The sequence below is a fragment of the Flavobacterium sp. genome, assembly GCF_035299005.1.
Classification (GTDB): domain Bacteria; phylum Bacteroidota; class Bacteroidia; order Flavobacteriales; family Flavobacteriaceae; genus Flavobacterium.
This window is the reverse complement of record NZ_DATGXL010000007.1, coordinates 86,989-100,726: the sequence shown is the minus strand read 5'-3', so window position 1 is coordinate 100,726 and position 13,738 is coordinate 86,989. Positions and strand designations below refer to the sequence as shown.

12 protein-coding genes are annotated in these 13,738 nt (G+C 33.5%); 8 read left to right on the top strand and 4 right to left on the bottom strand.

The annotated features are described in order from the left end of the window. Positions 1 to 527: 527 nt before the first annotated feature. Positions 528 to 812 carry a hypothetical protein gene (locus tag VK164_RS04810; protein WP_324208268.1) on the bottom strand — a complete coding sequence of 95 codons (285 nt, stop codon included), beginning with the start codon at positions 810 to 812 and terminating at the stop codon, positions 528 to 530. A 121-nt stretch (positions 813 to 933) separates the two neighbouring features. Continuing rightward, entirely contained in the window at positions 934 to 2,517 is a 1,584-nt protein-coding gene (locus tag VK164_RS04805) for a hypothetical protein (protein WP_324208267.1), read from the bottom strand. 348 nt (positions 2,518 to 2,865) lie between these two features. Between VK164_RS04805 and VK164_RS04800 the strand changes: the two genes are divergently transcribed. After that, the gene (locus VK164_RS04800; RefSeq protein ID WP_166236097.1) at positions 2,866 to 3,288 is read left to right on the top strand and encodes a hypothetical protein; all 423 of its coding nucleotides are present in this window, start codon (positions 2,866 to 2,868) and stop codon (positions 3,286 to 3,288) included. Positions 3,289 to 3,526: 238 nt separating this feature from the next. Beyond that, on the top strand, positions 3,527 to 3,970 hold the full coding sequence (locus VK164_RS04795) for a hypothetical protein (RefSeq protein ID WP_324208266.1): 444 nt from the start codon (positions 3,527 to 3,529) through the stop codon (positions 3,968 to 3,970). An 88-nt stretch (positions 3,971 to 4,058) separates the two neighbouring features. Here VK164_RS04795 and VK164_RS04790 read toward each other — a convergent pair whose 3' ends face one another. Beyond that, complete coding sequence (locus VK164_RS04790; protein WP_324208265.1) at positions 4,059 to 4,700, bottom strand: DUF6266 family protein; 642 nt, start codon at positions 4,698 to 4,700, stop codon at positions 4,059 to 4,061. A gap of 508 nt (positions 4,701 to 5,208) precedes the next feature. Further along, positions 5,209 to 5,484, bottom strand: coding sequence for a helix-turn-helix domain-containing protein (locus VK164_RS04785; RefSeq protein ID WP_324208264.1), 276 nt, complete (start codon positions 5,482 to 5,484; stop codon positions 5,209 to 5,211). Positions 5,485 to 6,263: 779 nt separating this feature from the next. Between VK164_RS04785 and VK164_RS04780 the strand changes: the two genes are divergently transcribed. The 6 genes from VK164_RS04780 to VK164_RS04755 all read left to right on the top strand — a co-directional run bounded on the left by VK164_RS04780 (position 6,264) and on the right by VK164_RS04755 (position 13,711). After that, positions 6,264 to 7,457 (top strand): hypothetical protein, encoded by a 1,194-nt coding sequence (locus VK164_RS04780; RefSeq protein ID WP_324208263.1) that lies wholly within the window; start codon positions 6,264 to 6,266, stop codon positions 7,455 to 7,457. Between the two features lie 294 nt (positions 7,458 to 7,751). Next, positions 7,752 to 10,544 carry a DEAD/DEAH box helicase family protein gene (locus VK164_RS04775; protein ID WP_324208262.1) on the top strand — a complete coding sequence of 931 codons (2,793 nt, stop codon included), beginning with the start codon at positions 7,752 to 7,754 and terminating at the stop codon, positions 10,542 to 10,544. A 10-nt stretch (positions 10,545 to 10,554) separates the two neighbouring features. After that, positions 10,555 to 11,607, top strand: a complete 1,053-nt coding sequence (locus tag VK164_RS04770; protein WP_324208261.1) for a ComEC/Rec2 family competence protein — start codon at positions 10,555 to 10,557, stop codon at positions 11,605 to 11,607. Next, positions 11,607 to 12,908: an ABC-three component system protein gene (locus VK164_RS04765; RefSeq protein WP_324208260.1), complete on the top strand. Its 1,302-nt coding sequence runs from the start codon at positions 11,607 to 11,609 to the stop codon at positions 12,906 to 12,908. Before VK164_RS04770 ends, VK164_RS04765 begins: the two co-directional genes overlap by 1 nt. Beyond that, entirely contained in the window at positions 12,889 to 13,437 is a 549-nt protein-coding gene (locus VK164_RS04760; protein ID WP_324208259.1) for an ABC-three component system middle component 1, read from the top strand. Before VK164_RS04765 ends, VK164_RS04760 begins: the two co-directional genes overlap by 20 nt. Continuing rightward, positions 13,427 to 13,711 (top strand): AAA family ATPase, encoded by a 285-nt coding sequence (locus VK164_RS04755; RefSeq protein ID WP_324208258.1) that lies wholly within the window; start codon positions 13,427 to 13,429, stop codon positions 13,709 to 13,711. The genes VK164_RS04760 and VK164_RS04755 overlap by 11 nt, the downstream gene beginning before the upstream one ends. Positions 13,712 to 13,738 lie beyond the last annotated feature (27 nt).

Genomic DNA, 13,738 nt, shown 5'->3' with positions numbered 1-13,738 from the left:
GTTGCACTTGAATGGTGGCGGATTTTTTTAAAGAACACAGATTGAAGGAATTTTAGAAATCTTTAAAATCTATATGGAAAATCTTAGAGAAATATATTGACACGATTGTCATCCTGAGCTTGTCGAAGGCTAATGGAAAGGAATTTTTCAGGTTTCAGGTTTTTGGAACACAGATTGAAGGAATTTTAGAAATTTCTAAAATCTATATGGAAAATCTAAAAGAAATATATTGACATGATTGTCACCCTGAGCTTGTCGAAGGCTAATGGAAAGGGTTTTTGGAACACAGATTTGAGGAATTGAAGTAATTTTTAAAAGCTATAGGGGAAATCTTAGAGAAATATATTGTCACGATTGTCACCCTGAGCTTGTCGAAGGCTAATGGAAATGAATTTTTCAGGTTTCAGGTTTTTGGAACACAGATTGAAGGAATTTTAGAAATTTTTAAAAGCTATGAGGTGAGGAAACTTTGAAAATGTATTACCTCGTTTGTCATAATGATTTTGTTGGAATGTTGCAGGTAAAAGCTACGTTATAATTTTAAATTTTCCAGTGAAGGAAAAACCTTGGAATGTGGCAGTGTAATACACAATTTTGTTACTGATACGATCTATTTTTACGGTCATGAAATCTCCAATTTTATAAGGGGTGTTTGGAACAGTAATTTCGGTTATTGTTGCTTTGTATTCACACTCGTTAATCCATTCTAGATCGGATTTGATGTAATTTTTACCACCATCTATGTATTCAACAAATTTAGGACCTTTGATGATGATATACGTTGTGGTGTTATCTATTTCAAAGTACTGCAATTTGCAATCTTTGAGTACTGTACAATTTGTTTTTTCACTCGTTTGTGAAAAGGTGTTTAGGGAAGTAATCACTAATAAAAAAAGAAGGAGTATTTTGAAAGGTTTCATATGTTGCATTTGATTAATAGGTGTTTTCTTTTATTTTTTTCTTGTTCTTTACCAATTCGGAAAGTAATTCTTCATCGGCAGCTTCTTTTTTTGCATAATCTATTGCGTTAACTGCCATTGCTAATGCTTTCTCTTTTTCGCCAAAAAAATAATATAGTTTGGATAAAGTAGCAAAGCTTTCGTGTTTCTTCTCATCAATCGGTAAGCATGTTTCTAACCAATAAATGGCTTTTTGAATTTTATCTTTCTCTTTGGAATGGTTTAATATAAAGGTTGCAGAGATATTAGCTAAAGCAACAAATTCACGTTTATAATTTTCCCATTGTAATGCGTCATTACTCTCTTTTTCTAGGTTGTAATATTTGTCTAAGTTTGTGATTAAATTGGTGGAACCATTTGCGTATTTGGCAAAATAATGGTCATAATTTTTTAGGAATTCTGTTGTTTCATCGGTAAAACTCAAAGAATAAATGAAGTAACTTTCAATTATCGTATTTTCTTCATAGTTAGCCATTAATTTATGGAAATAGTTTATGGCTTTTTGGACTGATTCATTACTTGGTTGATTGTCTTTGTCCATAGTTTCTCTTAGTGGTATCATGATGCTGTAAATCAGACTGTGTTCATCCATATACAAATAGTCATAATCCGCTCTTGTTTTAGTTACAATTTCGTCATAGTTATTGAATAGGTAGGCTAGTGCTACAAAGTCATCCTCCCGTAATAATTTATTCGATTCGTTAAAAAGTGCTTTGCTAAAGCCTTGTCTGGAAAGTTCGTTAATAATAGCACTAATGATTCGATTGTCAAGGGTGCTTTCTTTGGCAAGAATTTCAATTGTATTTTTCCATCGTTGTATAACCAGTTCTTTACTGGCTTTTAGTTGATATCCTTGCTCGGCTTCGTCTAAATAATTATAATAATTCAATGTTTCTTCAGTTTCTTCGTCTGCCATAATGAAATCACCTGTTTCCCAATGGTTGATGTCGGAGGCTATGAGAAAAGCATTTTTCATGTCTTTAATACTTGTGTTTTCAGCAGTAAATAATTTGTCGCAAGTCACTAATTTATTAGCGTTAATCAAATCCTTGTATAAGGTGTCCCATTCGTAGAATTCCATTTCAGCGGCTACGGGTCTTTCTAAATAATATAAACAATCTCCAGAGGCATTGTAATAGGCAATACTAGCATTCATTTGCTTTTTAAAAGTATTGGTGTATGCTTTGTCTGTATTTTTGATAAAGCAGAATTCAAATCGATCAAACTCTTTTTCATAGCCATAATACATGTGACGCTGTGTATCAAGCACATAGTTGCCTACATAATGTAGGTAGTTGTTATATGTTTCTATATTTGGTGCATCATACACTACAATTAGGAATTTTTTTGGTTCATTTTTAATGGTGTTTAGTGCCTCATTAAAATTCCTGTCGTGTTTGATTGTAACTACATAATCGGGTTGGTAGGTATTGTTTTCCTCTGTAAGGATGATTCGTGTGGTGTCTTGAAAGACTTCTTTGTAGGTGAGGTGTCCTTTTTCTTGACTGAAGCTGTTGTAGCTGCTAAGGACTATTAGTGCAATAAAAAATTTCATCATGGGTTGGTGCTGTTTTATAACATGCTATACTTTACAAATATATTTAAAATTTTGATAAGGTATTGTCTTTGTCGGCATGCAGATGGTGGAGTGAGAGGTAAGAAGAGCCAAGTAAAAAGAGCCAAGTAAAAAGTGAAGAGGGAAAAGGGAAAAGGGAGAAGTGAGAAGTGAGAAGTGAGAAGGGAGAAGTGAGAAGTGAGAAGTGAGAAGTGGTAATATGAGTTTTTATTTTGGGCGGCTATTATTTTAGTGTTATAATTTTTAGTTGGGAGTGGGTTTCGTTTTCTTTAGTTTGCTTATTGCTTTTTTCTTTATATTTGGTTGTTATTATATTTAATTCCTTTTAGTATGAAGAAGATTATTTTTTTATTAGTAGTTACGTTGAGTTTAAATTCATTTACGTCTCTTGAAAAGCCTACATTTAATATTGTGGGTAAATGGAGAGGTGATGATAAAAAAGAAATTGGTTATATTGTTTTTCAGGCTGATGGGTATGCCTATTTTGAAGATAGCAAAGGGAATAAAATGGGAGGGAAAGATTTTGTTGAGAATGGTAAAAAAGCTAATATGACCTACAAGTTTGATGACTCTGAGGCGTTAATGAAAATAGATATTATTGTTAAAATTGTAGGAGAAAAACATAGTAATTCTTTACTAGGTATTGCTCAAAAAATAGATGATGATTCGTTTAAATTGTGTTTAGGCTATGAGAATGTTAGACCAAAAACATTTAAAAAAGAAGAAACAATTGTTTTTACTCGCGTTCAATAATTTTTGAATGGTGGCTTCGAGTGCCTCAGCCACCATCTAGATATTCACAATAATCAATTTTCATCAGAATTACTGTAACCGTTGCCTGAGGCACTCGAAGGTAATTGTTACGGTGGCTTCGAGTGCCTCAATATTAGGTATTTCAATAGCGAATCTTTATCAGTAGTACGTGTTAGTAACAAGCCTACAACAAAAATAGCTCCTAAATAAAAATTGTAAAAAGAGGAAAATTAAAAAGATGGAAACAGAAGAAATAAAAGAAAAATTTGAAGCAGAATTAAAATGGGGTAGTTATTATTTTTTATATTCTATCATCCTATCATTAGCATTTTCGTTATTTCAACTATTTATTCTAAATCAAAGCCGTGATAACATATATGTTTTAATTTTCTTTAACTTACTTCTTTTGATTTATGTATCACGAAAATGTATTCACGAAAAAAGACACATAAAAAACGTCACTTTCATTTCTAAACTAATCATAATTTTAAAAATATTTTCCATAAACTATTTGTTCATTTCTTTAATAGGACTAAACAATGGTGATTTCTTACTACCCAAAAGAGAATTTGAAATTCAAGAAACGGAAAAAAGTTTAAATGAAACGGAAAGTAATTTATTAAATGATTTAATAAACTTTGTAAAAAAAACTCAACAATTAAAAACGCAGAATAATTTATAAAAAATGTTACTTATAAACAAAAACTCCTTACCAATCGGTAAAGAGTTTTGTTTCTTAGTGGTTTGAACACTGAACTAAGAAGAGGTGTTTAGGTAATCGTAACTTCTCCTAAGTAAAGACTTGTAGCAAAGCTTTTGTCATCAGCTGTTACAAAGGTAGCCCACACTTGAACAGGCAATCCACTCAAAAAAGCAGGTACACTAAAATTTGCCGTTTCATCACCACGTTCACCTGAGTTTAGGCTGTACAAACTAGTGTTTGTGGTTTCTTCGTAGATAACTAAGACCAATTTGTCTGTTGCCAAAGCTTCTCCTTGTCCACTGTTGTTGGTCCAGTTGATGTCGATGCTTTGCCCTGTTCCAGGGGTTGCAGCTACATCGTCAAACCCTGTTAAATCGCCACGGCTTATTTGTACTTTTTGATAATCCCATATAAAATCAGGATCCATATAATTAAGCGCGTTTTTCATGTGATACGACATGGCTTGATTTCTACGGGTTTTGGTTCCGGTGTCATTTCCATAATACCGCTTTAACACGGGACTTAACGGACGCAAAAATTCCGTAACCTTTGTAAATTTCAAGCGTTGTAATTCTTGTGTTGCGGTAGCTACACGATTACTTTTTTTAGGTAAACTGCGCATTACCTCTTTTCCTCGCCATGTGGCGCCTACTACTGGACCCACTTTCCCTGAAAATGCTCCTAGGATTCCTTTGTTATAAGTTCCCATTTTGTAAATAAAAAATTTTGAATTAATAAATAACCTTTGTTTTTGAAGCGCGCATTCAAAGAACAGAGCAAAACTAAAGCGTGTTTTTGTTTTGTACAAGTAGCTGAATTATAATAACTTAATTTGGTTTATTTCAACTATAAATTACATGTTTTAAAGGCGATTGATTAGGATTGACATGAGCTGATTGCTTGTGCCTAAAGTAGATAGGTTTTGACTGGTTTTGACCGGTCTTGACTATTTTTAACTAGTTTGACTAGTTTTCATAGGGGTTTTGTTCGGGTTTCGTTCGGGTTTCGTTCGGGTCTTGTTCGGATGAGCTGGCTAAAAAGAAGGTTTTTGCGAAGAAAAGTGGGAGGAATGTGGGGAAAGAGCCAAGTAAAAAGAGCCAAGTAAAAAGTGAGAAGGTCTATTATTTATTGGTGGTGGGACTTGACAGGGGGGTGCTGCAAATAATATATCGAAAAGTGAGTAGGTTAAAGTAATGCGCCTGTGCCTGCAAAAAAGTCTACATTAAATCGCTGTTGTGGATTTTTTTGAATAGTGATTTTGTAAAGAAACTTTTTGGATAGAGGTAGCGTCCTCCTAACTTGGTGTAAGGAATGATGTGGTTTTTGCGGTAGCGGTATAGCGTACTATCACTAATTTTAAATTTTATTTTTATTTCTGACCCATTTAACCATACCTCCTGATGTGTTACTTGGTGTTGTAATAAATTGATGGTTTGTTCCATCTCGGCTACTTTCGATTGTAGTAGGGTTACTTCGTTGTTTTCTTGCTTCATGGCGATTATTATTTTTCTGATTACAAATATCGGAAATATCTTAGAGGTTTGCTAAGTAAATTTTCAACAGAAAACAGTTGAAATTAATTTATAAAATTTATAAGTTATTGATTATCATTGGTTATATTATTGATAAGTTGTTAGTTATTGGTTAATATCTCAATCGAAAAAGACGCTTTTTTTGCTCAAAAGGAGCGTTAATTGTTAATAACCCGAAAAAAAGTGAGAAGTGAGAAGTAAAAAGAGCCAAGTAAAAAGAGTCAAGTAAAAAGAGTCAAGTAAAAAGTGAAGAGGGAGAAGTGAGAAGTGAGTGGTGAGTGGTGAAAGATGGTGGCTGAGGCTCTCGAAGCCACTATCTTTTTTTTGGAGAAGGCTAGGTGCTTTATAACTCGACTGGACTAAAGTCTAGTCTTAAGATATGGGTCGAGCCGCTGGCTCTTGTGCGTGATGTTGCGTGTAAGTCCTGTAGGGACGTTTAATTTTATGGCGATGGATTTTAATCCATTGGATATAGATTATGATGTGATTAGGTTTGTATCGATAGAAAAGGTGAGTGGTGAAAGATGGTGGCTGAGGCTCTCGAAGCCACTATCTTTTTTCTTGTCGTTTTTTTAAATTACAAAAAACCTTTGTTTTCGGTCGCTCGCGAGGGTACCCCCGTAAAAATACCTAGTTTGAAAAACAGGTATTTTTACGGGTATGAATTGTGGAAATAATAGTCTAATTTTGAAAGGATTGAATACTAACTTTCTTATTATTAATCAATTAAATCCTTACAGATGATGAAAAAAAACTATTTTTTACTGTTTTGTGTTTTTGGTGTGGTGTCGGTGGTGGCACAGGTGCCCTCTATTAATGTGACGGCTACTTTTTCTAACGAAAAGGTGAGTAGTAGTGAACTAAAAAAATTAGACTCTTTGAACTCGAAATGTTCTCTTTTAAAAGATGAATTGTCAACATTGAAGGGGGAAAAAAGCAATGAACAGACTGTGATTGCTGCGAAGGAAAGCCAAATTAAGGGGGTGGAAGCAGAAATTAAAAAGACCATTGAAGGCAATTATTTTTACCAATCCAATTTGGCCTATTATACCAATCAATTGGCAAAGATTGAGGGGAAAATAACAAAGTTGAAGGCGGACATGAAGCTGGCTGAAGCGGATGATAACCGTAGTAGAATGGATCAATATGAAGGCGAAATTCAAGCACTGGAGCGGGATAAAGGACGATTGGAAATTGAAAGGGACCGCAAATTGAATCCCGCAACGCATAATTATTCGTGGTGGTTGCCGTCTAAGGATAAAAAATACCGTGATGCTTTTTTTGAGGATACTTACAATAATTCGACCAACAAAACCAACTATTTGAATGCGTTTGCTGTAGTGGGGAGTCCGAATGGGGTAACGGGGCAATCTGAACTTGTGGCGGACAATATGGGGATGTTGCGCATTACTTTTGGTACGGTGATTACGGCTTCCAATGATTCGTTGTCTAGTGAAAATACGCGTGTGGAAGCTTTGCAGCGTTTGATCAATGGTGGGGGTAACTTTTATTTTGATTTGACAGCGCCTTTACTTACTACGATTAGAGGGAACAGCAGTGATGATTTGGTTAACTTTTATGCTTATGCCAATATTAAGGCAGCTTCAGATATTAAAGGGTATGGCAACGATTTGACAGCTTCTACTTACAATACTTCTTTGGGGTTGAATCTTTATAGCGACATCAGCTCTGAGAACAAGAAGTTTAATTTTTTCATGGTAGCTAATGCGAGTTATTACTATTTGGCGACCAAAGCGTTTTATGAAGCCTTGCAGATAGACCACACGGATGGTTTCTTATCGGGTAAGATTACTATAGGGGTGACACTATTGAATCAATTTCGATTTTCGGCTAATGTGGCTACTTTTGGAAGTGAAGCCTCGGTTCGAAGTACTAAAATTGGTTTTGGGCTTCAATTTTTACCGAATTTGTAAGTTGAGTACCAATAAAACCGCATTTTTAAGGGTTGCTATAGAGGGTTAAAAAAGCAGCCTTTTTATGAAACGCTAGCAAGACTCCAAAAGGAACAGATTTTTCTGACTTTTGGGTCTCGCTCGCGTTTTTATTTTTTGTACTTCCTGTTACGGATTCCCGTAAAATTTGCACGAGCCCTTTATTTACCTTTGTTCGCGAGGGTACCCCCGTATTTTTACCTGGTTTGAAAAACAGGTATTTTTACGGGTTGTTTATTACCTTTTTTTTCATTATGTTTGGAAAGTAAGTTTTTTATGACAATGGTTAATCAGAATCCAGAACAAATAGCACGTGATAATATTGACAAGCAGTTGATTGCTTGTGGTTGGATTATTCAAGATAAAAAGAAATTTAATCTTGCCGCTGGCTTGGGAATTGCTATTCGGGAATATCAAACTGATATTGGTCCTGCGGATTATGTATTATTTGTTGATAAAAAACCTATTGGTATTATTGAAGCCAAACGTGAAGAAGAAGGGGTACGATTGACTACGGTTGAGGAACAATCTTCGCAATATGCCAATGCGAAACTTCGCTTATTGAATAACGATCCTTTGCCGTTTGTGTATGAAAGTACAGGAGAAGTTACTCGATTTACAGATTACAGAGACCCAAAACCTCGTTCAAGAAATGTGTTTACTTTTCATCGTCCTGAAACTTTTGTGCAATGGTTAAGTCAAGAGAAAACCTTGAGAGGTCGTTTGCATGATTTACCTTCACTACCAGAAGAAGGTTTAAGAGATTGCCAAGTAACCGCAATCACGAATTTAGAAAAATCCTTCAAAGACCAACGCCCAAAAGCCTTAATTCAAATGGCTACGGGTTCTGGGAAAACCTTTACTGCGATTACGTTTATCTATCGTTTATTGAAATTTGCCAAAGCGAAACGCATTTTATTTTTAGTAGATACGAAAAACTTAGGGGAACAAGCCGAAAGCGAATTTCGTGCGTTTACCGCCAATGATGATAACCGTTTGTTTACCGAATTATATGGCGTAACGCGCTTAAGTAGTTCGTTTATTCCCAACGATTCGCAAGTATATATTAGCACGATTCAGCGTATGTATTCGATTTTGAAAGAAACCGAATTGGATGAAAGTGCCGAAGAAGAAAACCCTAACGAAATGGCGTTTCAGGCAAAAGAGCCTATTCCTGTGGGGTATAATGAAAAAGTGCCGATTGAGTTTTTCGATTTTGTAGTGATTGACGAATGCCACCGCAGTATTTACAACCTTTGGAAACAAGTGTTGGATTATTTTGATGTGTTTCAAATTGGGCTAACCGCAACGCCTGACAATAGAACCTTTGGGTATTTTAACCAAAACCTAGTGTGTGATTATGGTTATGAAAAAGCGGTTGTTGATGGGGTTTTAGTACCTTACAATGTGTTTACCATTGAAACTGAAATTACCAAAAATGGTAGTGTCATTACCTTAGGCGAAAAAGTAGATAAACGCGAACGCCTTACCCGTAAAAAGTTTTGGGAAGCCTTAGACGAAGATGAAGTATATAGCGGTAAGCAATTGGATAAAGACATTGTGAACCCAAGTACAATTCGAACGATTATACGTGCCACCAAAGAAAATTTACCTGCTATGTTTCCCGACCGATTGGATAGTAGCGGAAACTTTGAAGTGCCTAAACTCTTAATTTTTGCCAAAACCGATAGCCATGCCGAAGACATTATAGACATTGTACGTGAGGAGTTTGGCGAAGAAAACAAGTTTTGTAAAAAGATAACGTACCGAAGCGAAGAAGACCCAAAAAGCGTCTTGCAACAGTTTCGTAACGATTATTACCCACGTATAGCCGTTACGGTAGATATGATTGCTACGGGAACCGACATACGCCCACTGGAAGTATTGTTGTTTATGCGTGATGTAAAAAGCCGCAGTTACTACGAACAAATGAAAGGACGTGGTACACGAACTTGCTCGGTGGAAGAATTGAAAGCTAAAGGAACACCCACTGCCAAATACAGCAAAGACCATTTTGTAATTATTGACGCTATTGGTGTGGAGCAATCGCAAAAAACCGATAGTCGACCTTTAGAAAAAGCGCCTGGGGTTTCGTTAAAAGATGTGTTGCAAAGTGTAGCCATGGGAAACACAAGCGAAGACATGTTAACTACGCTTGCCAATAGATTAATTCGTTTAGACCAACAATTAAAAGACAAAGACAAAACGGCATTTAGTGAAAAAGCCAATGGCTTAACCATTAAAGAAATAGTAAAAAAACTATTGCAAGCCCATGACCCAGATGTGATTGAAAGTACGAAGTACAAAGTACAAAGTACGATGAGAGGAATGGCTCCTATGGAGATTGAAAAGGCTATTGACAAAGCAAAACAAGAACTCATTGACGATGCCGTGGCGGTTTTTAACAGCCCCGATTTGCGCGACTTTATTGTGGACATCCGCAAGAAATATGACCAGATTATAGACATCGTAAACATAGATACCATTACCAACATTGGTTGGGTAAAAGATAAAGAAGAAAGTAGTGCAGCTTTAATTGGCGATTTTACAGCATGGATAGCAACCCACAAAGACGAGATTACGGCTTTGCAGATTTTTTATGCGCAAGATTACCGCCATCGCACCTTTACGTACAAAATGATTAAAGATTTGTGCGAAAAGCTAAAAACCGAGAAACCTGTTTTAGCGCCTTTAGCTGTTTGGAAAGCCTACGAACAATTGGAAAAAACCAATGGCTCGGCTAAAAATGAGTTGATTGCTTTGGTTAGTTTGATACGCAAAGTAGCAGGTATTGATAACACCTTAACGGCTTATGACAAAACGGTAGATAAAAACTTCCAAGAGTGGATTTTTAAGAAAAACGCAGGACAACACAATGCCTTTACTGAAGCCCAAATGCAATGGTTGCGCATGATGAAAGACTATGTAGCCAACAGTTTTAGCATAGACAAAGACGACTTTGACCTAAGCCCTTTTAATGCCGAAGGCGGTTTGAGTAAAATGTGGCAGTTGTTTGGGGAAGAAACGGATAGCATTATTAATGAATTAAATGAGGTTTTAGCGGCTTAAACTTAATATTATGAAAATAAAATTCTTAAAAGCGTTTAATGGTGATTGTATTTGGATTTCATTTTTAAAAAATGACACTCCACGTAATATATTAATTGACGGTGGTATTGGGGATACATATAAAAATTCTTCAAATGTCAAGGGTGATTTATTTAAAATGATTGAAGAAATTAAGGAGAAAAAAGAAAAAATTGACCTTTTAATTTTAACCCACTTTGATGATGATCATATCGGTGGAATATTAAGATGGTTAAATAAGGATAAGGAAGCATTCAAACTTATTGAAAAAGTTTGGTTTAACTCTGGTAAAGAAATCGCAAAGAAGTTTGAAAGTACTGAAAATAAAGATTTGAATATAAAAATAGTTGACGGAGCAAATGATTTTTATACTAGCCCAGGGCAAGGAATTAAATTTGAAAAATATCTTAGAGACAATAATTTATGGGAAGGTAACATTGTCGAGCAAGGTTCTAAATATGATCTATTTGGTTTGAATTTTAAAATTTTGTCTCCAAATAATGAAAAGTTGGATAGGCTTTTGAAATTATATGAAGAGCAAAAAGATTATTTTACTAGTGGTGATGAATATGATTTCAAGACTTCTTTAAAAGATTTTATTGAAGAAGAAAGTCAGCTTAGTTTTAAGTTTAAAGAAGATACAAGTGTTGCTAATGGTAGCTCTATTGCTTTTATAATGGAATATAATGACAAAAGTTATATTTTTTTAGCTGATGCACATCCCTCAGTTGTCATCGAAGGTTTAAATAAATTAGGGTATAACAAGGATAATCCATTAAATGCAGAATTAATGAAAGTATCGCATCATGGCAGTAAATTCAATAACAATAAAGAACTTTTAGAAATTATTAATACCAATAATTATCTAATAAGTTCAAATGCTACTAAACACGGATTACCAAATAAAAGAACAATTGCCAGAATAATAGAAAATAATCCAAATGCTGTTATATATTTTAACTATGATTTAAAAGATACTGTATTTTTAGAGCAAGACTGGAAAGATTATAAAGATTTTAGATCTAAAATGCAAAATGAATTTTAATGGACGAAAACGATTTAAAAAGATATACTGTAATTTTAGATGATGGTAGTGGCGTTTTGTTTCAACCATTAGATGAAACAAAGACCTATATACTCTCTGCTAGACATGTTTTTTATGAGGACGTGTTACATGATGATGGACCTAATACAAGCGAGTTAAAATCTACAATCAATTATAGTTTTTCTGATAATCAAAATCAAAAAAATGAAGTTGAAATAATAAAAGACAGCAACTACTTTGAACATGATATTGTTGATGCTGCTATTTTAGTTTTAGATGTAAATCTAAATTTAAATGGAATTTTTGTTGACGATAGGACAACAGGGTTTGAAGGTTTTAATTTAACAGGATATCCTGAAAGTAAACGTAAATCAAATAATCAATATGACAAACAATTGATTAGTGATTTAATTAATTATGATGATAATTTAATAGCATTGAGGCTAGTTGTTAATCACTTAGATCATGAACAAATAACCGGTTTTTCTGGTGGAGGAATAATTAAAACAAATGGAGATAGTTTATTATTAGCAGGAATTCAAAGTAGAACTCCAAATGGTCCATGTAATGGAGAAATAAATGTTGTTCCAATAAAAAGATTTGAGGAAATAGTTGATAAAAATAATTTATCAAAATTATTACCTAGTTATCTTGCAAACATAAATCTTTTGGTTGAGACAATTATTGATTTTAAAGATACAATACCTAATCTGAGACCTAAATTAAAAAAAGCTATTAGTGTTCAACTTAGTAAAATAAAATGTGACTTAAAAGATATTTACAACAATAACATAATCAATAAATCTTCTATTTCAAATACTAGTAAAAAAAGTAAATCATTTTGGACTTCATTCATAGAATACGCTTTGATAATTAGTTTAGTTGAAGATAGCATATTTGATGAAAATTTACTTTATAGGGTAAGTGAAGAAAAAAAATTCTTTTTTTCTGATTCCTCAAAGGATTTTTATTCAATGTATGATGAAATTCTGTTGAATGCTTCAGATGATGTTAAGGAGAATTGTCAATTATTAGTTGGAACTTCAATAGTTCCAGGTAATTCTAAAACCAGAAGAAGACCAACAAACAAAGTTCCTTTAAATATTTCAAATCCGGATGATTTGGAAACAATTGATAGAATAATTAAAAGAAATAAAATAAAGGAAATTATTCATTTAAAAGCTATAGAGTTAGATTGTATAAATAATAATGACGAATTACTTGATAGTTTTGAATTAATTCAATTTGAAGAAATTTTAACCGAAATAAAACGACTTGTACATGAATTTTTCAATAGTTAAAATAAATAATCCTGATTTTGACATGGATAATTGTGGGGTGTATCATTATAGAAATGATGATGACTTTAAAATAAATGTATTTTTTCTTCAAGCTAAAAAAGATATAATTAATAGTATTTGGAAACGGTTTTCAAATATGATTGCTGACAATTATCAAAATTCTGATTACATGTCAGATAAAGAGTTTGATAGATGGAATTTTTATATCATTTATATTTCAAATGATGAAATTTCCAAAGAATTAAAAAACCAAATTGAAAATGATAAATTTTCTAGTAGAAAGATTGTTGAAGATTCATATGATAAAGAATTTAATGATGCAGAATCAAATCGTCTTATTGTAAAGCATATTACAAATACTGATTTGAAAGAAATATTACTGAAAACTAATGATAAAATTCAAGCAGATTATAAGCCAGTTAATAATGAATTATGGAAATTGATTCCTAATGAATTATCATTGTCAAGAAATATAGAAACACAGAAACTTATTATTCAACAAATTATTCAAATAAGAGATGAAAATTAAAGAAGTTCAAATTTCGAATTTTAGAGCCTTTAAAGATTTAAAAGATTCAACTTTTAGTTTTTCATACAATAACAATGAAATATCTGATTTAGTTTCTATTTATGCTCCAAATGGATTTGGAAAAACTTCATTTTATGATGCTGTTGAATGGGGTATTACTGGAAAAATAGGACGTTTTGACTCGGTTGGAGATTTTGACAAGACTAGAAAAGACAATAAAAGAGGAGGAAATAACAATATACTTCAACATTTTGGTGCAAAAGAAAAAGGGTAAGTCAAAGTTATCACTGAAAAGGAAACA

Coding starts and splice junctions, on each gene's coding strand:
- VK164_RS04805 (WP_324208267.1), bottom strand. CDS start 2,517: ATGATGAAATTTTTTATTGCACTAATAGTCCTTAGCAGCTACAACAGC.
- VK164_RS04800 (WP_166236097.1), top strand. CDS start 2,866: ATGAAGAAGATTATTTTTTTATTAGTAGTTACGTTGAGTTTAAATTCA.
- VK164_RS04795 (WP_324208266.1), top strand. CDS start 3,527: ATGGAAACAGAAGAAATAAAAGAAAAATTTGAAGCAGAATTAAAATGG.
- VK164_RS04790 (WP_324208265.1), bottom strand. CDS start 4,700: ATGGGAACTTATAACAAAGGAATCCTAGGAGCATTTTCAGGGAAAGTG.
- VK164_RS04785 (WP_324208264.1), bottom strand. CDS start 5,484: ATGAAGCAAGAAAACAACGAAGTAACCCTACTACAATCGAAAGTAGCC.
- VK164_RS04780 (WP_324208263.1), top strand. CDS start 6,264: ATGATGAAAAAAAACTATTTTTTACTGTTTTGTGTTTTTGGTGTGGTG.
- VK164_RS04775 (WP_324208262.1), top strand. CDS start 7,752: ATGACAATGGTTAATCAGAATCCAGAACAAATAGCACGTGATAATATT.
- VK164_RS04770 (WP_324208261.1), top strand. CDS start 10,555: ATGAAAATAAAATTCTTAAAAGCGTTTAATGGTGATTGTATTTGGATT.
- VK164_RS04765 (WP_324208260.1), top strand. CDS start 11,607: ATGGACGAAAACGATTTAAAAAGATATACTGTAATTTTAGATGATGGT.
- VK164_RS04760 (WP_324208259.1), top strand. CDS start 12,889: ATGAATTTTTCAATAGTTAAAATAAATAATCCTGATTTTGACATGGAT.
- VK164_RS04755 (WP_324208258.1), top strand. CDS start 13,427: ATGAAAATTAAAGAAGTTCAAATTTCGAATTTTAGAGCCTTTAAAGAT.